Below are 19,696 nucleotides of genomic sequence, written 5' to 3'. Positions count from 1 at the left end.
AAGAAAATGGCTTTGCTCGTCGACACAGTGCACCAACAATCGCTATCGACAGGACCAGAACCATGTGGAATCTGGGACACCGACATCAGCGCATACTTCTTATGCCCCAACGCGCCCCTTCAGCCGACGAAGATCCCGAGCCTCGTTGGTACTGGGTCCACTGTGTCGATCAACAGAGCCTCGACCGGGGCAGCGCCGCCAATGTCCAATCGCTTTCATTCCTCGACCAGGCACTTCCCTGTTGTCTCGTCATACCTCCACAATCGGTCACCCTGGTAACGCTGGACGGCGCCCTGGCCGAGGAGGTCGACAGCAGGGAGTCACTGGATGAACTGGTTGAGCGGGAGCTTTGCGTAATACCGCACACTCTCGCGCTCCATGTACTCTATCGCGATGACAGCGCCCTGGATGTCATGGTGGTTCAGCGTACCCTGCTGGCCCAGTGCAGCCGACGCCTGGGACGCCATCACCTCTCGCCCCGCTGGTGGGCCAGCGCCTTCCAGGGTCTGCCGCCGCCCGAACCCGACACCCTGGGCGTACTGCCCTGGGGCGACGACTGGATGCTGAAGTGGCGCCACCCCGAGACCCCTGAACGGGAGCGCTGGCTGTGCTGGCCCAAGAGTCAGGACATGGAGGATCTGAGCGACCTTCTTCCGGAAGTGCTGCGCGAGTCGCCATGGAATTGTCCACTGGCCCCCCAGGCCGTCAACGGCCTCGACTGCCTGGACTTCTGTGCCCGCCACCTGCCCGAGGACCTGCCACTGGTGCCCTCGGACATCGGAGGTGGAGGCCAACCCAGGCAGAGAGAACCCGAGCCCGTCTAAGACGTGCAAGGATGGTCCGGAAGTGCACGGGAGGGCATACTGGGGGCGATATCACTGAACGGGAAAATGTTGTGAAACGGGCCATGCCAAGGATGCGGTCTGCTCTACTCACTACGGTGCTTGCCGCGGCGCTTGTTACCCTCAACGGCTGCGCCGCCTTCGCCCCGGCGCCGCCGAGCCATCAGGACAATCTGTGCGAGATCTTTCGCCAGCAGCCGGACTGGTACGACGCCACCCAGGCCTCCTATGAAAAGTGGGGCACGCCCCCCTGGACCCAGATGGCCTTCATCAAGCGCGAGTCGTCGTTTCGCAGCCACGTCAGGCCGCCACGTACCAAACTACTGGGCTTCATTCCGTGGACGCGCCCGTCCTCGGCCTACGGCTATGCCCAGGCCCAGGATCCGGTATGGGGCGAATACGATGACGCCGCCGGCGGGCTGTTCGCCAGTCGCACCGACATGGACGACGCCACCGACTTCATCGGCTGGTACAACGCCCGCACGCGGCGCATGACGGGGGTGTCACTGTCCAACCCCGAGCACCTGTACCTGGCCTACCACGAAGGCCAGGGCGGCTATCAGCGCGGCAGCTATCGCGCCAAGCCGGCGGTGCAACGCGCGGCGCGGGAGGTGGCCAGCACAGCTTCCCGCTACCGCGGCCAACTGGCGGCCTGCGAGGCGGAATTCCGCTGCGACAGCTTCTATCAGGTATGGCCCTTCTGCCGCTGAGTCAGGTGGCCTCCCACCATGCTTCCCGCTACCGCAGCCAACTGGCGGCCTGCGAGGCGGAATTCCGCTGCGACAGCTTCTATCAGGTATGGCCCTTCTGCCGCTGAGTCAGGTGGCCACCCACCATGCTTCCCGCTACCGCAGCCAACTGGCGGCCTGCGAGGCGAAATTCCGCTGCGACAGCTTCTATCAGGTATGGCCCTTCTGCCGCTGAGTCAGGTGGCCATCCACTATGCTTCCCGCTACCGCAGCCAACTGGCAGCCTGCGAGGCGGAATTCCGCTGCGACAGCTTCTATCAGGTATGGCCCTTCTGCCGCTGAGTCACGTCCCCACCCACGGCGCGAGCCAGTTACGCCGGACATAAACGACCAGAGGCCCGAAAGGGCCTCTGGTCTGGTTCGTTCGCATCGTCGGGCTCAACCCTGCTGGGCGAGGCGCTCGGCAGCCAGGCTCAACAGGTGTTCGGTGGTCTCCCAGCCGATGCAGGCGTCGGTGACCGAGACACCGTAGCGCAACTTGCCGGGCTCCAGCGGCTGCTTGCCCTCGTTCAGGTGGCTTTCGAGCATCACCCCGATCAGCGAGGTGTCACCGGCCAGGCGCTGGGCCAGCACCTCAAGCAGGACCTCACTCTGGCGGCGATGGTCCTTGCGCGCATTGGCGTGGCTGCAGTCCACCATCAGCCGTGGCGGCAGGCCGGCGCCGATCAGCGCTTTTCTAGCCGCGGCGACCGCATCGACCCCGTAGTTGGGCTCACCGTGACCGCCCCGCAGCACCACATGGGTGTAGGGGTTGCCGGCGGTCTCGCGCATGACCGGCTGCCCCTGCTCGCCCACCGCGAAGTGCTGGTGGGGGTGGGCGGCCGAGCGCATGGCGTCCAGTGCCACCTGGACGTCGCCGCTGGTGGCGTTCTTGAAGCCGACCACCGCGCCGATGCCACTGGCCATCTCGCGATGCAGCTGGGATTCGGTGGTGCGTGCGCCGATCGCGACCCAGGCCAGCAGGTCCTCAAGGTAAGGAGCGATCATCGGCTGCAGGATCTCGGTGGCCACCGGCAGGCCCAGCTCGACGATCTCGCGCATCAGCTGGCGTGACAGCTCGAGCCCACGCGCCATGTCGCCCTTGCCATCCAGGTCCGGGTCATAGGCCAGGCCCTTCCAGCCCACGGTGGTGCGGGGCTTCTCGACGTACACCCGCATCACCACCAGCACTCGATCACGGATGCTGTCGGCCAGGGAGGCCAGACGCCGGGCGTATTCAAGCGCCGACCTGGGGTCATGGATCGAACAGGGCCCGACCACCGCCAGCAGGCGATCATCACGACCCTCGAGAATGTCACGGATCTGCTGACGCTGAGCGTCGACGCGATCGCTCAGGGTCGTCCCGAGTGGGCACTGGCGCTTGAGCGCCTGCGGGGTCGGCAGGGTCATCTGGGGGGCGGTCTCTTGCGTCGCGGCAGCGTTGAGGTCGGCGGTGGCAAGCGAAAGGCTGGCGGTCATGGTATCAGCTCCGTGTGGTCGTACATCGTTGGGTGCGTCGACCACCGAGGCGCTCACGGTCGGAGGTGGCCAGTTGGGCCGACCGCGCGTCGATAAATCGCCAGCTATCGCCATAGGCATAGCCATGGGAAATGGTGCTGGCGAAGAGTCGATATGCGGTCATGTCATTGCTCCGGTTGCCTGCCTTTCGCAGGTGAGTGCTACTGAGTGAAAACGTCTGGCCACACAAACAAGGAACCCCCGGACGGGCAGCCGTCCGGGGGTTCTGGGAGGCGGCCCTGGGGGGGAGCGCCTCGCGAGTGCCAGATACTTGGATCAGGCCTCGCGCACCAGCGCCCCGGTATCAAACCAATACCAGGAAAAGCTGGGCCAATAAAAGGACACCGCGTCCGCATGCACACAATCCGAACCCAAGACAGCACCGACGAGGGCGCTGTCGCTGCCATCGGGTCGGGGTCGGGTCGGGTTTGCGTGATCGGTCATCGGTGTCTCCTCGAATCTTGTTTCATCCTGCCCCGCGCCGGAGCAAATGGCAACCCCTGTGCACGGGCAGGAAAAGCGCCGTGCCGTCGACCATGGTCTGCTGACGCCCCTGGCTAGCCTGTCGCCAGTTGCACCCAGCCGATGGTCGCCGGCAGACAGGTCATGCCGACCATCACTACCAGGCCGAGAAAGATCGTCAGGAATCCGCTTTCGTCATGAAAGCCGTCGTGAGAGCTGTCGCCATGCAGGTCGTCGTCGTGATGGGCCATGGGTCGCCTCCTTGTGATGTTGTTGTCAGGGTCATCCAGAGTCTAGGGGGATTCCTCGGGTCAGGCGAGTCCGCCGGCGATTCAGCGCAGGTGGCGGCCACCGTCCACGGCCAGGGTCGTGCCGGTCACATAGCGGTTGTCGAGCAGGTAGCGCAGGCTCTGGTAGATGACCCCGGGCCCCGGCACCATGTCCATCGCCGACTTGGCCCTGGCCTTGGCGGCATAGTCCTCGTCATCGCCCTGATTGAGCATGATCAGCGCGGGTGCAATGGCGTTGACCTGGATCTCTGGGGCATAGCGCGCGGCGAAGGACAGCGTCAGATTGTCGAGCCCGGCCTTGGTGGCGGCGTAGGCGGCGTGCTTGCGCGAGCCCTTCTGCACCACATAGTCGGTCATGTGGACGATGTCCCGCTGGGGCTCGCTACAGGCGTCGAGCAAGGGCTTGGCGTGGAGGTTGATCAGGTAAGGCGCCAGCATATGGATACGGAACAGCCGCTCGAAGGCGGCCCCGGCATCCTCGCCATCGCTGTCCGGTGCCCAGTCGCTGGCGTTGTGGACGATGGCGCGAAGCGATCCGGTCTCGCTCTTGAGCCGCTCCAGGAAGTCGAGGATGCCGTCTTCGCTGGAGAAGTCCGCCTGGAGGGTGACGATGCCGCGCTCGCGCATGGCCTCGAGCTCCGGGCGCTCGCGGCGATAGCTGATGATCACCGGCTGGCCGTCCTGTACCAGGCGCTCGGCGCAGTGACGCCCCAGACGCTGGGCGCCACCGGTAATCAGGATCGGCGACGCGCTCATGACTGCTTTTCCCCGACCAGGCTACCGACCACCGGCACCAGAGGGTCGCGTGGCGCGTAGGCGAAGACGTCCGAGAACACCCGTGACGGGTCCAGCCCCAGCGAGGCGAGCACGTCGACACAGGCATAGACCATGCCGGGCGAGCCCGACAGATAGACGTCGTGGCCCGACACATCGCCAAGCTCGGCGGCGAGTGCGGCGTCGATACGGCCATGATGGGCGTGCACCCGCTCGTCGGCGAAGCCTTGCTCGAAGCCTTCCTCGCAGACCGCGTGGAAGCTGACCTTATCGGACTCGGCGACCCACTGCCGGGCCAGGCTCTCGGCGTACAGATCACGGCGTTCCTTGGCCGCCCACCACAGGCTGATGGAGCGCCCGGGGTTGGCGTGGAGCGCCGCCTCGACGATCGCCTTCATCTGGGCGAAGCCGGTACCGGCGGCGATCAGCGTCAGCGGACGATCGCTTTCACCATCCAGCACGCAGTCGCCCCCCGGCAGACGCACGGTCAGGTGCTGGGCCTCGACCAGCATGGCCCTGAGCTGGGCCGAGTTGGAGCGTTCGGGCCAGTGCTGAATATGCAGCTCGAGTCGCCCATCGTCACGATGGCGGCTGGCGATGGAAAAGGGCACCCAGCAGTCATCGTCCAGGCACATTTCCAGGTACTGGCCCGGGGCATGGGCCATGGCCTCGGCGCGTCCTTCCAGAATCACGCGAAACACGTCAGGGGTGAGGTCCTCGACCTCGATGACCTGGCAGGTCAGGGTCCTTGCCGTCATGTCGACCTCTTGTTGCTGTCGGGGAGAGGAATGTCGAATTCGTCCCAGCGCTCGCTGACCCGGGACTTGATGCTGTCGTCCATGGCAATCGCCACGCCCCACTCCCTGTCCGTTTCACCCGGCCACTTGCTGGTGGCGTCCAGGCCCATCTTGGAGCCGAGCCCAGCCACCGGAGAGGCGAAATCGAGGTAGTCGATCGGGGTGTTCTCGACCATCACGGTGTCGCGGGCCGGGTCCATGCGGGTGGTGATGGCCCAGATCACGTCCTCCCACTGGCGAGCGTCGACGTCATCATCCAGCACCACCACGAACTTGGTGTACATGAACTGACGCAGGAAGCTCCATACCCCCATCATTACCCGCTTGGCGTGGCCCGGGTACTGCTTTTTCATGGTCACGACCGCCATGCGGTAGGAGCAGCCTTCCGGGGGCAGATAGAAGTCGACGATCTCAGGGAACTGGCGGCGCAGGATCGGCACGAACACCTCGTTCAAGGCGAGCCCGAGGATCGCAGGCTCGTCCGGTGGACGTCCGGTGTAGGTGGAGTGGTAGATGGCGTCCTTGCGCATGGTCATGCGCGTCACGGTGAACACCGGAAAGGTCTCCACCTCGTTGTAGTAGCCGGTATGGTCGCCGTAGGGACCTTCCGGCGCGGTATCATCGGGGTACAGGAAGCCCTCGAGGATGATCTCGGCAGACGCCGGCACCTGCAGGTCGGCGTGACCGCAGTTGACCAGTTCGGTGCGCGAGCCACGCAGCAGCCCGGCGAAGGCGTACTCGGACAGCGAGTCAGGCACCGGGGTCACCGCCCCCAGAATGGTCGCCGGGTCGGCGCCCAGCGCCACCGCTACGGGGAAGGGCTCGCCGGGGTGCGCCTGCTGGAATTCCTGGAAGTCCAGCGCGCCGCCACGATGGGACAGCCAGCGCATGATCAGGCGGTTCTTGCCGAGCTTCTGCTGGCGATAGATACCGAGATTCTGACGACTCTTGTGCGGGCCCTTGGTGATCACCAGCGGCCAGGTCACCAGGGGGGCGGCATCACCGGGCCAGCAGTGCTGGATCGGCAGTCGATCCAGGTCCACCTCATCGCCCTCGAAGACTCGCTGCTGGACCGGTGCCGAGCGCACGGTCTTGGGACCCATGCTCATGATCTGCTTGAAGATCGGCAGCTTTTCCCAGGCATCGCGAAAGCCCTTGGGAGGTTCCGGCTCCTTGAGAAAGGCCAGCAGCTCACCGACCTCGCGCAGCGCCTCCACCGAGTCCTGGCCCATGCCCATGGCGACGCGTTTGGGGGTGCCGAAAAGGTTGCCGAGCAGCGGCATTTCGCTGCCCTTGACGTTCTCGAACAACAACGCAGGGCCACCGGCGCGCAGGGTGCGATCGCAGATCTCGGTGATCTCGAGATAGGGGTCCACCTCGGCGGTCACCCGCTTGAGTTCGCCGGCGGCCTCGAGACCCGCGATAAAGTCACGCAAGTCACCATATTTCATGCGATTGCCTCGCTCCCCTGAACACAAAAGGGGCAGCATAGCATGCTGCCCCTCGTCTTGACCTCGGTCACCTGGACCTTGCGTCTGGCGACCGCCCAGGCGCGGCGTTGGCCAACGCTAGCGGCGCTTCATCGCCTCGAAGAATTCGAGGTTGGTCTTGGTGTCCTTGAGTCGGTCGATCAGGAACTCGGTGGCCGCGGTATCGTCCATCGGGTTTAGCAGCTTGCGCAGGATCCACATGCGCTGCATCTCCTCGTCGGAGGCGATCAGGTCCTCACGACGGGTGCCGCTGCGGCGGATGTTGAGCGCGGGATAGACGCGACGCTCGGCCAGACGGCGATCCAGGTGGGCTTCCATGTTACCGGTGCCCTTGAACTCCTCGAAGATCACTTCGTCCATCTTGGAGCCGGTGTCCACCAGGGCCGTGGCGATGATGGTCAGGCTGCCGCCTTCCTCGATGTTACGCGCGGCACCGAAGAAGCGCTTGGGCTTTTCCAGGGCGTGGGCGTCGACACCACCGGTCAGCACCTTGCCGGAGGACGGCACCACGGTGTTGTAGGCGCGCGCCAGACGGGTGATGGAATCGAGCAGGATGACCACGTCCTTCTTGTGCTCGACCAGACGCTTGGCCTTCTCGATCACCATCTCGGCCACCTGGACGTGACGCGCCGGCGGCTCGTCGAAGGTCGAGGCGACCACTTCGCCGCGCACGGTGCGCGACATCTCGGTGACCTCCTCGGGGCGCTCGTCGATCAGCAGCACGATCAACTGGCACTCGGGGTTGTTACGCGTGATCGAGGTGGCGATGTTCTGCAACATCAGCGTCTTACCCGCCTTGGGCGGCGACACGATCAGGCCACGCTGGCCCTTGCCGATGGGTGCGGTCAGGTCGATGATGCGCGCGGTCAGATCCTCGGTGGAACCATTGCCGATCTCCATGCGCAGACGGTCCTGCGGAAACAGCGGCGTGAGGTTCTCGAACAGGATCTTGTGCTTGGCGTTCTCCGGCCGGTCCAGGTTGATCTGGCTGACCTTCAACAGCGCGAAGTAGCGCTCGCCTTCTTTCGGCGGGCGAATCTTGCCGGAAATGGTGTCGCCCTTGCGCAGGTTGAAGCGCCGGATCTGGGACGGCGACACATAGATATCGTCGGGGCCGGCCAGGTAGGAGCTGTCGGCGCTGCGCAGGAATCCGAAACCGTCCTGAAGGATCTCCAGCACGCCATCGCCGAAGATGTCTTCGCCGCTCTTGGCGTGCTTCTTCAGGATGGCAAAGATGATGTCCTGCTTGCGGGACCGGGCCAGGTTGTCGATACCCATCTCGCGGGCGATATCGAGAAGCTCCGGCACGGGCTTTTGCTTGAGTTCGGTCAGATTCATCAGAGTTCAGAAATTACTCGTGGAAGCCGGGCGGCAAGGCGCCGAGGGGCGAAAAGACACGCCGATTGAGTGCGTTCAGAGCCCGAGGCTGCTCGTGCGAGGCCAGGTAAAGATAATAGGGCCATTGACTGGATTCTCCGGAGGGGAGATCCACGCCAGCGTCTGGACGAGGGAGCAGGTTCATTCGCCGTTGCCAGCGTCTCGCGGGCTTGGGCCGGGGCCTTGGCCGGGAGCGGAGCTGACGTCGTGCGGGCTGTCTGACGACTTGGGATGGTCACGTCGCGGCGGCGGCGCGACCGGGAAAACACATTCGAAACAGGCGAATGACCCGATACTAGACAAGCCGGAAGGGGAACGCAAGCCCCGTGGCGGACCCGGATCATTGACATCCCCCGGGGCGAAACGCAACCTTGATCCATCTCCAGTGAAGGACCCGCCATGAATCAACCCTCGGATACGCTCAGCACCCTGCGCGAGTCGCCCCACGACGCCACCAAGGACCCCGCCCGCCTGGCCGCCATCGATCTGGGCTCCAACAGCTTTCACCTGCTGGTGGCCAACTATCAGGATGACCGGCTGCAGGTGGTGGCGCGGCTGGGCGAAAAGGTCCAGCTGGCGGCGGGCCTGGACGACGACGGCTACCTCAACGAGGACGCCATGACGCGGGCGCTGGACTGCCTGGCTCGCTTTGCGCCCTTTCTCGAGGGCATCCCCGCCTCGCGTATGCGGGTGGTGGGCACCAACGCCCTGCGCGATGCCCACAATAGCCAGGAGTTGATCGACCGCGCCGAGGCCATGCTCGGCACGCGCATCGAGATCATCGCCGGGCGCGAGGAGGCACGCCTGATCTACCTCGGCGCGGCCCACGCCCTGGCCGAGAACGGGCGCCGGCTGATCGTCGATATCGGCGGCGGTTCCACCGAGTTCATCATCGGCGAACAGTTCGAACCCAAGGCGCTGGAAAGCCTCTCCATGGGCTGCGTGACCTTTACCCGACGCTTCTTCGGCGACGGCGATATCAGCGAGAAGCGCATGCGCAACGCCGAACTCGCGGCGTTGTCGGAACTGGCTAATATCCGCAGACCCTACCAGCGTCTGGGCTGGGATGACCCGGTGGGCTCCAGCGGCACCATCAAGGCGGCGGCGGCGGTGATGCACGCGGCAGGCGACGCGCCGGAAGGAGTGATCACTCGCGACGGTCTGGCCAAGTTGAGAAAGCGCTTGATCAAGACCAAGCAGCTCGACAAGGTCTCCATGGACGGGCTCAAGGCCGATCGTGCCCGGGTCTTTCCCGCCGGTGTCGCGATTCTGTGCGCGATCTTCGAGGCCTTCGACCTCAGCGAAATGCGCTACGCCGACGGCGCCCTGCGTGAAGGGGTGCTCTACGACATGGCTGGCCGCAACAGTCCCGAGGACTCGCGTCTAAAGAGCCTGGAGACCCTGGCCCGCTACAACGCCGTCGACGTTCGCCAGGCCGACAATGTGGCCGCCTCGGCCAAGGCGCTGTTCGCCCAGGTCGCCGACGACTGGGGGCTCGATGAGGAACGTGGCCGCTATCTGGAGTGGGCCGCCTGGGTGCACGAGATCGGCCAGTCGATCTCGCACAGTCAGTTCCATCGCCACGGCGCCTATCTGCTCGAGCACTCGGATCTGGCCGGCTTCTCGCGCCCGGAACAGCGCCTGCTGGCCTTCCTGGTCCGCGCCCACCGACGCAAGTTCCCGAGCAAGGAATGGCAGCTGTTGCCGAAGGCCGAACAGCGTGACAGCCAGCGCCTGGCACGCCTGCTTCGACTGGCGGTGATCCTCAACCATTCGCGCCCGGAGCAGCCGCCGGCGACGCCGCGGCTCGAGGTGGACGGCGAGGTCCTGCATCTGCACTACCAGGGCAGCGACGAGCCAGGCCTCTTGTGCACCGACCTGGAACGCGAGGCCGACTACCTGGCCAATACCGACTTCGCGCTCAAGCTGCACGCGGGCACGGCCCACGCCGAGGCCTGAGCCCTCTCACACGGTCCCTGGCCAGAGCCCTTGGTCAAAAGCCACGGCCAGAGCCCTTGGCCAAGCCATCAGCCGGCCCCAGGCGTTGCCCGTAAGGGCGACGCCGTCCAGCCCTCGGCCAGGGCGATCCAGCACCCCCTGCCGGCGTCCAGCGCAGCCACACAGACCTCGCCCTGCCACACCACCAGCACCTGGGCACGCCGCCAGGGCGGCACACCAGCCTCCTGCAGCAGCCGCTTCAGGTCGCGACTTCCTCGCCCGGCAAGCCTCAGCCTTTCGCCGCCCTGGCGCTGGCGCAGCCACAGTGGCAGCGGCGTTTCCTCCTCTGTCGTCGGCAGCTTCATCGACACCCCCGCGACCACCAGGGCGCTCCCTGGCGACCAGGGGCCTTCGGCAACCTCCAGCGGATCTCCGGCACCCTCCCCCATCAGCCACAACGCACCGCGCCAGAGCCGCGCCTCTGCCCCGGGCCAGCTCACCTTGACCTCGGCGTCACGCCGGGCATGACATTGCTCGAGCAGATCGTCCAACCGTGGTCCCGGTGCCGGCGCAAGTCCCAGCCGACGCATGCACAGCCCGATCAACCAGCGCTGACGGCGCCGTGACAGCGACAGCAGGCCCTCGAGTTCCAGCCTGGCGGGGTCGCCACCCAGCCGCGCCAGATCCTCAAGCGCGTATTCGTCCAGCAGTGCCGCCGCCTCGCCGGCATGCCGTGCACTCGCCGCCAGGGCGTCCGCGGCGTCGGGCCAGCGCTGCTCCAGCGCCGGCACCACCTCATGACGCAGATAGTTGCGATCGAACTCGCGACTGGCGTTGCTGGGGTCCTCGACCCAATCGAGCCCGCGACGCCGGGCTTCGGCTTCCAGTTCGCTTCGCCGGACCTCCAGCAAGGGGCGCTCGATCGAAAGGCCACGCTCCTCACGCCGCGCCGGCATGGCGGCAAGGCCCGCAACGCCTGCGCGCCTGAGTGCGGCCAGCAGCAGGGTCTCGGCCTGGTCATCACGGTGCTGGGCCAGCCACAGCACATCACCGGCGTCCAGGCATTCGACGAAGGCGTCGTAGCGCGCCTGGCGCGCCGCCGCCTCCAGGCCCTTGCCGGAGGTACGGTCCACCCTTGCCCGGACGACCTCGAGGGTTACCCCCTGCTGCGCGCACAGCCTGCGACAGTGGCGCTCGAAGTCATCCGCCGCCGCCTGCAGGCCATGGTGCACGTGGATCGCCCTCAATCGGCGCGACCGCTGCCCGCAGGCCCTTGCCGCCAGCGCCAGCAGCACGCAGGAGTCGAGCCCACCGGACAGCGCGATCCACAACGACCGCTCCGGCGGCACCCGGTCGAGGGCCCGCTCGATTCGCGCTTCAAGGGTGGGAGACGTCGGCATGTCGGCGATTCCTGAGGGTCAGGGTGGGCGGTGGCACCTACTATGCATACGGCCCCCATCGCAGGACGATGGGGGCCGCACAATCGATGCAGAGCATTCGAGCTCAGGCCGGGCGCCGTGGCTCATCAGACGCTCATCGATGCAGAGCGTTCGGGCTCAGGCCGGGGCGCCGTAGCTCATCAGACGCTCGTAGCGACGTTCGAGCAGCGCCGCGGTATCCATGGCGTCGAGGCGCTCGAGGCTTTCGCCGATGGCATCGCGGACTCGGGTGGCGGTTTCATGGGGGAAGCGATGGGCGCCGCCCAGGGGTTCCTTGATCAAGGTGTCGACGAAGCCCAGCTCCTTGAGACGGCTGGCGGTGATCCCCATGGCCTGGGCGGCGTCGCTGGCCCGCTCGGCGCTCTTCCACAGGATCGAGGCACAGCCCTCCGGCGAGATCACCGAGTAGGTGGAGTATTCGAGCATCATCAGCTCGTCGCACACGCCGATGGCCAGGGCGCCGCCGGAGCCGCCTTCGCCCACCACGGTGGAAATGATCGGCGTCTCAAGCCGCGACATCACCGCCAGATTGTAGGCGATGGCCTCACTCTGACCGCGCTCCTCGGCGTCGATGCCCGGGTAGGCACCAGGGGTGTCGATAAAGGTCAGCACCGGCATCTTGAAGCGCTCGGCCATCTCCATCAGACGGCAGGCCTTGCGATAGCCTTCCGGCCGCGGCATGCCGAAGTTGCGGCGCACCTTCTCCTTGACGTCGCGGCCCTTCTGGTGGCCGATGATCATCACCGGACGATCATTGAGTCGCGCCACACCGCCGACGATGGCAGCGTCATCGGCGAACTCGCGATCACCGTGCAGTTCGTCGAAGTCAGTGAATACGTGCTCGAGGTAGTCCAGGGTGTAGGGACGCTGGGGATGGCGCGACAGCTGGGATACCTGCCACGGCGACAGGTCCTTGAAGATCGACTCGGTGAGCTTGCGGCTCTTTTCCTCGAGTCGGGAAATTTCGTCCGCCAGGCTGACCTGGCTGTCGTTGCCGACCAGACGCAGTTCTTCGATCTTGGCCTGCAGTTCGGCGATGGGCTGTTCGAAATCGAGATAGTTGGGATTCATGGGCCAGCCTTGTGGTCATGGTCAGGCGGGCGCGACGCAGTCGTCGCAAGCCCACCCATGGCAAAGAAAAAGTGGTGTGCATTATCGCACCCTGACCGGGCCACGCAAGGCGCAGCGGGTCAAAATCGTCGTAGAGGCGCCCTCGCAACCCCGCGCCGCTAGCGATACTTGAGGCGGACGCCGTCCTGGCCCTCGACCTCACGCAGCGCGATCAGCAGGTCGTCGGATGGCAGCACCTTCCACTGCTCGTCGAGTTCGAGCCAGCCAGTGGCCTCCAGATTGCGGTAGCGCAGGCGCACCGGCAGGCCTTCCTGGTGACGATGCGGCTCGAGGCTCGTGCGCAGGCTGTCGATCAGTCGACCGTTGGCCTCACGCCCATCCACCGAGACTTCCACCGCCTGACCGAAGCGCGAGCGCGCCTGGACCATGGGGGTGACCTCCTTGCCGCGCAGGCGCAGGCCGCCGGAGTAGTCGTCGCTGGACACCTCGCCTTCGATGATCAGCACCTCGGCGTTGTCGAGCTGCTCACGCACGCTGTCGTAGAGTTCACCAAACAGCGACGCCTCGATGCGTCCGGTACGGTCGTCCAGGGTCACGAACGCCATGGTGTCGCCACGCTTGGACTTCATGGTGCGCTGGGCCACCACCAGGCCGGCGACCCGCTGGGGCTCGCGGGACGGTTTCAAGTCGGCGATGCGGGTCGAGACGAAGCGCGAAAGCTCTTCCTCGTATTCATCGATGGGATGGCCGGTCAGGTAGAGGCCCAGGGTGTCCTTCTCGCCGGCCAGGCGCTCGCGATCGCTCCACTCACGCACCCGCAGATAGTCGGCGTAGGGATCGCTGGCGCTGTCGTCCTCGTCCGGGGCAAAGGCCTCGCCAAACAGATCCATCATCCCGGCGCTCTGGTTCTTGTGGCTCTGGGCCGCGGCCTTCAGGGCGTCATCCAGCGAGGCGGCCAGCACGGCGCGGTTGGGCCCCAGGTTGTCCAGCGCCCCGGAGCGGATCAAGGCTTCCAGGGTGCGCTTGTTCATGCGCTTGGGGTCGATCCGCCGACAGAAGTCGAACAGGTCGCTGAAGGGGCCGTCTGCGCTGCGCGCCTCGACGATGGCGCCGATGGGACCTTCGCCCACGCCGCGGATCGCGCCCAGGCCGTAGACCACCTGCCCCTCTTCGTCGACGGTGAACTTGTAGCCACCGACATTGACGTCCGGCGGGGTCACCGTCAGCTTGAGGTGACGACACTCCTCGATCAGCGGCACCACCTTGTCGAGGTTGTCCATCTCGGTGGACATTACCGCCGCCATGAAGGGACCCGGGTAGTGGGCCTTGAGCCAGGCGGTCTGGTAGGACACCAGGGCGTAGGCGGCGGAATGCGACTTGTTGAAGCCGTAGCCGGCGAACTTCTCCACCAGGTCGAAGATGTTGCCCGCCAGGTCGGCATCGATGCCGTTGGCCGCGCAGCCCTCCATGAAGCCGGCGCGCTGCTTGGCCATCTCTTCCGGCTTCTTCTTGCCCATGGCACGCCGCAACAGGTCGGCCTGGCCCAGCGAGTAGCCGGCCATCACCTGGGCGATCTGCATCACCTGCTCCTGGTACAGGATGATGCCGTAGGTGGGCTGCAGCACCGGCTTGAGCAGTTCGTGCTGGTAGTCCGGGTGCGGATAGGATATCTCCGCCCGACCGTGCTTGCGGTTGATGAAGTCGTCGACCATGCCGGACTGAAGCGGACCGGGACGGAACAGCGCCACCAGGGCGATCATGTCCTCCAGCGAGTCCGGCAGCAGGCGCTTGATCAGCTCCTTCATGCCGCGGGATTCGAGCTGGAACACGGCGGTGGTCTCGGCCTTCTTGAGCATCTCGAAGGTCTTGCCGTCATCCAGCGGAATGGTGTCGATATCGAGCGGTCCCTGGCCCTCCTTCGAGCGCACCTTGTCGACCATCTCCAACGCCCAGTCGATGATGGTCAGGGTGCGCAGGCCAAGAAAGTCGAACTTGACCAGGCCGGCGTCCTCGATGTCGTTCTTGTCGAACTGCACCACCAGGCCGGAGCCGTCTTCATCGCACAACAGCGGCGAGAAGTCGGTCAGCTTGGTGGGGGCGATCACCACGCCACCGGCGTGCTTGCCGGTGCCTCGGGTCACGCCCTCGAGCTTGAGCGCCATGTCCCAGATTTCCTGCGCCTCCTCGTCGGCCTCGAGGAACTCCTTGAGCTGAGGCTCCTCCTCGATGGCCTTGGCCAGGGTCATGCCGACCTCGAAGGGGATCAGCTTGGACAGCTTGTCACCCAGCGAATAGGGCTTGCCCTGGGCCCGGGCCACGTCGCGCACCACCGCCTTGGCGGCCATGGTGCCGAAGGTGACGATCTGGGACACCGCGTTGCGGCCATAGCGCTCGGCCACGTAGTCGATGACCCGGTCGCGCTTCTCCATGCAGAAGTCGACGTCGAAGTCGGGCATGGAGACACGTTCCGGGTTGAGGAAGCGCTCGAACAGCAGGTCGTACTGGATCGGGTCGAGGTCGGTGATCTTCTGGGCGTAGGCCACCAGCGAGCCGGCACCGGACCCCCGCCCCGGCCCCACCGGCACGTCGTTGTCCTTGGCCCACTGGATGAAGTCCATCACGATCAGGAAGTAGCCAGGGAACCCCATCTGCAGAATGATGTTCAGCTCGAAGTCCAGGCGCTCGCGGTAGCGTTGCTCGAGGGCCGCCCATTCGTCGCTGTCGCGGGGGTGCTGGGCCACCGGATAGAGCGCATCAAGGCGCTCGGTCAGACCGTCGTGGGAGATCTTGCGGAAGAACTCGTCCTGGGTCATGCCCTCGGGGATGCCGTACTCCGGCAGGAATATCTCGCCCAGACGCACGTCGACGTTGCAGCGCGCAGCGATCATCACGCTGTTTTCCAGCGCCTCGGGGATATCGGCGAACAGCTCGGCCATCTCCTGGGGCGACTTCAGGTACTGCTCTTCGGTGTAACGGCGCTCACGTCGGGGATCGTCGAGCGCCTTGCCCTCACCGATGGAAACCCGGGTCTCGTGGGCCCAGAAGTCCTCACGCTTCAAAAAGCGCACGTCGTTGGTGGCCACCACCGGCACCCCGGTGTCCAGCGCCAGCGCCACCGAGGCGTGTACACAGTCCTCTTCCAGCGGGCGGCCGGTACGGGTCAGCTCCAGATAGAAACGTCCCGGGAAGGCCTGGCACCAGTCGTCCAGCAGGCGCCTGGCATCGGCGTGAAGATCGCTGAGCAGGTGGCGACCGACATCGCCGTCGCGACCACCAGACAGCGCAATCAGCCCCTCGTTCTGCTCGAGCACCCAGGCCTTCTCCAGGTAGGCCCGCCCCTGGCGCTGGCCCTCGACCCAGCCACGCGAGATCAGCTCGGTCAGATTGCGGTAGCCGACGTCGTTCATCGCCAGCAGGGTCACCCGATAGGGGTGATCCAGGTCGTGGCCGTTGACCAGCCACAGATCTGCGCCGATGACCGGCTTCATGCCGGCGCCCTGGACACCGTTGTAGAACTTCACCAGGCCGAACAGGTTGGCCTCGTCGGTCAGCGCCAGCGCCGGCGCCCCGTGCTCGATGCCCGCCTTGACGTACGGCTTGAGGCGCACCAGGCCATCGACGAGGGAGAACTCGCTGTGGACGCGAAGATGAACGAAGGGAGCGGACATGAGAAAGCCTTACCTCGACCCGCCGTGGCGGGTGTGTGAAAACGGGTCAGAACAGCGCCAGTTGACGCTTTACCGGTGCAAACGACCGGCGATGCTCGGCCAGCGGCCCGAGGCGTTCGAGCGCGGCCAGATGCTCAGGCGTCGGGTAGCCCTTGTGGCGGGCGAAGCCGTAGTCGGGATAGCGCTCGTCGAGGGCCAGCATGGCCGCGTCACGGGCCACCTTGGCCAGGATGGAGGCGGCGGCGATGGCCGGATGGCGGGCATCGCCCTTGACCACGGCCTGGCCCGGAACATGATGCCCGGGCAGCCGATTGCCGTCCACCAGCAGGTACTCGGGAGCCGGCGCCAGGCCATCGATGGCCCGGCGCATCGCCAGATGGGTGGCGTGATAGATATTGAGCCGGTCGATTTCTTCGGGGCTCGCCTCGGCCACATGGTAGGCCAGTGCATGCTCGCGTATCTGGCCGTCGAGCGCCTCGCGACGCTTGGCACTCAGCGCCTTGGAGTCATTGAGTCCGCTGATCGGCACCGAGGGATCGAGGATCACCGCCGCTGCCACCACCGAGCCCACCAGCGGCCCTCGACCTACCTCGTCGACACCGGCCAGCAAGTTGCCATCATAGTCCACCACCAGCGGCGGCAAGGCAGGCTTGTTGCTGCGCCTGGGCTTCGCTTCAGCGGCCACCGCTTGCCTCCTGACGGACATCATCCGTTTCATCAGCCGTGGCCTCGGCCACCTCCTCGGCCAGCCGAGGCGATACGCTGTCCGGCAACGGCTGCCCCGCGACCAGCGCTTCGATGGCCTCCGCCGCACGCCGGCTGGCGTCACGCTGCAGCCCCTCGTGCATGGCGGCAAAGCGAGCCTCGAGCGCAGTCCGCGCCGCTTCATCGTCGAGCAACTCGCCCAGGCGGGTGGCAATGGCTTCGCTGCTGGCCTCGTCCTGGATCAACTCCGGCACCAGCGATTCGCGGGCGATCAGATTGGGCAGCGAGATCCACTCGGTCTTGACCATCAGCCGAGCGATGCGATGGGTCATCGGCGCCATGCGGTAGCCCACCAGCATGGGACGGTGACACAGCATCGCCTCCAGCGCCGCGGTGCCGGAAGCCAGCAGCACCAGGTCGCTTGCCACCATGGCCTCACGGGCCTGGCCATCGAGCAGGCTGACGCAGGCCGCAAGCGCCGGCCGCGCGGCCAGCAGCGCCTCGAGCTCCTGCCTGCGCTCGGGCGTGGCAGCAGGGATCACCACCGCAAGCCCCGGCCTTGCCTTGACCAGGCGCTCGGCAGCCTCCAGGAAGGTCTCCCCCATGAAGCGGATCTCGTTGCGCCGGGAGCCGGGCAGCAACGCCAGCACCCGGGCGTCGGCGGCAATCCCCAGCGCCTCGCGCGTGGCCCGGCGGTCGTTGACCAGCGGCAGCTCATCGGCCAACGGATGGCCGACGAAGGCCACCGGTACCCGGTGCTTGACGTAGAAGGCCGCCTCGAACGGCAGAAAGGTCAGCATGGCGTCCACCGAGCGGGCGATGCCCTTGACCCGACCCTGACGCCAGGCCCACACAGACGGACTGACGTAGTGGGCGGTGGTGACACCTGATTCACGCAGCTGGCGCTCGAGACCAAGATTGAAGTCCGGGGCATCGATCCCGACCATGATGTCGGGCTCCCAGTCCAGCGCATCCCGACGCAGGGTGCGGCGCACGCGGATCAGCTCCGGCAGGTGCTTGATCACCTCCACCAGCCCCATCACCGACAGGGTCTCCAGCGGATACAACGACTCGAGCCCCTCGGCGATCATGCGCGGGCCACCCAGTCCTCGGAATGCCACCTCGGGATGACGCGCCTTGAGCGCGCGCATCAGGCTCGCTCCGAGAATATCGCCGGACAGTTCACCGGCCACCAGGTAGACGCGGCGGATTGAGCCTGCCTCGCTGGCGACATCGCGTGCAGCGTGTGTCATGACGGATCCCTGACTGGCTGAACAAGTCTGACGATGGAAGGGTGCCCAAGCCGACGACGGCCATCAAGATGACCGACGACACTGGGGCTGACGCCCGCCGCTGCGGGCGCCGACCGCCGGGCCGATGACTGCCTAGCGGATGATGCCCCGCGAGGACGCCTCGATCGAGGCCACGAAGGCTTCGGTCTCGGCCAGCGAGAAGCGCTGGCGGATCTCGCCGATGGCCTGTTCCACGGTGAGCCCCTGGCGGTACACCAGCTTGTAGGACTCGCTGAGGGCGCGGATGGCTTCCGTCGCAAAGCCGCGGCGCTTGAGCCCGACCACGTTGAGTCCGTGGGCCTGGGCCGGATTGCCGTTGATCATCACGAAGTCCGGGGTGTCCTTGGTGATGATCGAGCCACCGCCTGCCATGGCGTGGGAGCCAAAACGACAGAACTGATGGATGGCGGATAGCCCGCCAATGATCGCGAAGTCGCCCAGGTGCACGTGGCCCGCCAGGGTGACCTGATTGGCCAGGATGCAGTCGTCGCCGATCACGCAGTCATGGCCGACGTGGACGTAGGCCATGAACAGGTTGCGCGAGCCGATGGTGGTCTCGCTGCGATCCTGAACGGTGCCCCGGTGCAGGGTGACGCCCTCGCGCACGACGTTGTCGTCACCCATCACCAGGCGGGTCGGCTCGCCCTGATACTTCTTGTCCTGACAGGCCTCCCCCACCGAGGCAAACTGGAAGATGCGGGTACGCTCGCCCAGCACGGTGGGGCCCTGCACCACGACGTGGGGGCCGATGACCGACCCGGCGCCAATCTCGACGTCTGGGCCGATCACACTGAAGGGCCCCACCTCGACATCGTCGGCCAGGCGGGCGCCGGGGTCTACGATGGCGGTCGGATGTATCAAGCGATCTTCCTCTCGGCACAGATGATGTCGGCCTCACAGGCCAGCTCGCCTTCCACGGTGGCACGGCACTTGAATTTCCAGATACCCCGCTTGGCCCGCTCGACCTCGGCGCGCAGCTCAAGCTTGTCGCCCGGCATCACCGGGCGCTTGAAGCGCACGTTGTCACTACCGACCAGGTAGTACACATAGCCATCGGCGGGCAGCTTGTTGACGGTCTTGAAGCCCAGGATACCGCAGGCCTGGGCCAGCGCTTCCACCACCAGCACGCCGGGCATGATCGGGTGATGGGGGAAGTGACCATTGAAGAACGGCTCGTTGATGCTGACGTTCTTGTAGGCAACGATGGTTTCGCCAAGGGTCAGTTCCGTGACCCGATCCACCAGCAGAAAAGGATAGCGGTGGGGCAGATATTCGCGAATCTCGTTGATGTCCATAACCATCGTA

18 protein-coding genes are annotated in these 19,696 nt (G+C 65.8%); 4 read left to right on the top strand and 14 right to left on the bottom strand.

The window, feature by feature from the left end; all coding sequences use genetic code 11:
* Window positions 1-62: 62 nt before the first annotated feature.
* From C9F12_RS18045 to C9F12_RS18025, 3 genes are all read left to right on the top strand, one after another.
* Complete coding sequence (locus tag C9F12_RS18045; RefSeq protein ID WP_108449751.1) at window positions 63-824, top strand: hypothetical protein; 762 nt, start codon at window positions 63-65, stop codon at window positions 822-824.
* 92 nt (window positions 825-916) lie between these two features.
* A complete protein-coding gene (locus C9F12_RS18040) occupies window positions 917-1,552 on the top strand; it encodes a lysozyme-like domain containing protein (RefSeq protein WP_108449750.1) in 636 nt (211 codons plus the stop codon).
* A gap of 195 nt (window positions 1,553-1,747) precedes the next feature.
* Window positions 1,748-1,873 (top strand): hypothetical protein, encoded by a 126-nt coding sequence (locus C9F12_RS18025; RefSeq protein WP_345840323.1) that lies wholly within the window; start codon window positions 1,748-1,750, stop codon window positions 1,871-1,873.
* 96 nt (window positions 1,874-1,969) lie between these two features.
* Here the strand turns inward: C9F12_RS18025 and C9F12_RS18020 are convergent, their stop codons facing one another.
* The 7 genes from C9F12_RS18020 to rho form a co-directional block, all read right to left on the bottom strand.
* Complete coding sequence (locus C9F12_RS18020) at window positions 1,970-3,049, bottom strand: 3-deoxy-7-phosphoheptulonate synthase (RefSeq protein WP_108449749.1); 1,080 nt, start codon at window positions 3,047-3,049, stop codon at window positions 1,970-1,972.
* A gap of 315 nt (window positions 3,050-3,364) precedes the next feature.
* The gene (locus C9F12_RS22645; protein ID WP_156088602.1) at window positions 3,365-3,532 is read right to left on the bottom strand and encodes a hypothetical protein; all 168 of its coding nucleotides are present in this window, start codon (window positions 3,530-3,532) and stop codon (window positions 3,365-3,367) included.
* 113 nt (window positions 3,533-3,645) lie between these two features.
* On the bottom strand, window positions 3,646-3,801 hold the full coding sequence (locus C9F12_RS22835) for a hypothetical protein (RefSeq protein WP_181248593.1): 156 nt from the start codon (window positions 3,799-3,801) through the stop codon (window positions 3,646-3,648).
* Between the two features lie 81 nt (window positions 3,802-3,882).
* A complete protein-coding gene (gene folM, locus C9F12_RS18015; RefSeq protein ID WP_108449748.1) occupies window positions 3,883-4,596 on the bottom strand; it encodes a dihydromonapterin reductase in 714 nt (237 codons plus the stop codon).
* Window positions 4,593-5,372, bottom strand: coding sequence for an NAD(P)H-flavin reductase (locus tag C9F12_RS18010; RefSeq protein ID WP_108449747.1), 780 nt, complete (start codon window positions 5,370-5,372; stop codon window positions 4,593-4,595). Before C9F12_RS18010 ends, folM begins: the two co-directional genes overlap by 4 nt.
* Window positions 5,369-6,862, bottom strand: a complete 1,494-nt coding sequence (gene ubiD, locus C9F12_RS18005) for a 4-hydroxy-3-polyprenylbenzoate decarboxylase (protein ID WP_045991170.1) — start codon at window positions 6,860-6,862, stop codon at window positions 5,369-5,371. Before ubiD ends, C9F12_RS18010 begins: the two co-directional genes overlap by 4 nt.
* Before the next feature lie 117 nt (window positions 6,863-6,979).
* Window positions 6,980-8,239, bottom strand: coding sequence for a transcription termination factor Rho (rho, locus tag C9F12_RS18000; protein ID WP_045991171.1), 1,260 nt, complete (start codon window positions 8,237-8,239; stop codon window positions 6,980-6,982).
* A 438-nt stretch (window positions 8,240-8,677) separates the two neighbouring features.
* On the opposite strand from rho, the gene ppx reads away from it, so the two are divergent.
* The gene (gene ppx / locus C9F12_RS17995; RefSeq protein ID WP_108449746.1) at window positions 8,678-10,237 is read left to right on the top strand and encodes an exopolyphosphatase; all 1,560 of its coding nucleotides are present in this window, start codon (window positions 8,678-8,680) and stop codon (window positions 10,235-10,237) included.
* Window positions 10,238-10,305: 68 nt separating this feature from the next.
* Here the strand turns inward: ppx and tilS are convergent, their stop codons facing one another.
* The 7 genes from tilS to fabZ all read right to left on the bottom strand — a co-directional run bounded on the left by tilS (window position 10,306) and on the right by fabZ (window position 19,692).
* On the bottom strand, window positions 10,306-11,616 hold the full coding sequence (tilS, locus tag C9F12_RS17990; RefSeq protein WP_045991172.1) for a tRNA lysidine(34) synthetase TilS: 1,311 nt from the start codon (window positions 11,614-11,616) through the stop codon (window positions 10,306-10,308).
* A gap of 156 nt (window positions 11,617-11,772) precedes the next feature.
* Window positions 11,773-12,726 (bottom strand): acetyl-CoA carboxylase carboxyltransferase subunit alpha, encoded by a 954-nt coding sequence (locus tag C9F12_RS17985; RefSeq protein WP_045991173.1) that lies wholly within the window; start codon window positions 12,724-12,726, stop codon window positions 11,773-11,775.
* Window positions 12,727-12,884: 158 nt separating this feature from the next.
* Entirely contained in the window at window positions 12,885-16,394 is a 3,510-nt protein-coding gene (gene dnaE / locus C9F12_RS17980; protein WP_108449745.1) for a DNA polymerase III subunit alpha, read from the bottom strand.
* 46 nt (window positions 16,395-16,440) lie between these two features.
* Window positions 16,441-17,079 carry a ribonuclease HII gene (gene rnhB / locus C9F12_RS17975; protein WP_240184291.1) on the bottom strand — a complete coding sequence of 213 codons (639 nt, stop codon included), beginning with the start codon at window positions 17,077-17,079 and terminating at the stop codon, window positions 16,441-16,443.
* Complete coding sequence (gene lpxB / locus C9F12_RS17970; RefSeq protein ID WP_108449744.1) at window positions 17,069-18,352, bottom strand: lipid-A-disaccharide synthase; 1,284 nt, start codon at window positions 18,350-18,352, stop codon at window positions 17,069-17,071. The genes rnhB and lpxB overlap by 11 nt, the downstream gene beginning before the upstream one ends.
* Before the next feature lie 132 nt (window positions 18,353-18,484).
* Entirely contained in the window at window positions 18,485-19,252 is a 768-nt protein-coding gene (gene lpxA / locus C9F12_RS17965; RefSeq protein WP_045991176.1) for an acyl-ACP--UDP-N-acetylglucosamine O-acyltransferase, read from the bottom strand.
* Window positions 19,249-19,692, bottom strand: coding sequence for a 3-hydroxyacyl-ACP dehydratase FabZ (fabZ, locus tag C9F12_RS17960; protein WP_045991177.1), 444 nt, complete (start codon window positions 19,690-19,692; stop codon window positions 19,249-19,251). The genes lpxA and fabZ overlap by 4 nt, the downstream gene beginning before the upstream one ends.
* Between the last annotated feature and the right edge of the window lie 4 nt (window positions 19,693-19,696).

Origin of the sequence: Halomonas sp. BN3-1 (assembly GCF_003056325.1) — a bacterium.
Classification (GTDB): Bacteria; Pseudomonadota; Gammaproteobacteria; order Pseudomonadales; family Halomonadaceae; genus Halomonas; species Halomonas litopenaei.
The sequence above is the reverse complement of the archived record's forward strand: the minus strand, read 5'-3'. Positions and strand labels throughout refer to the sequence as shown.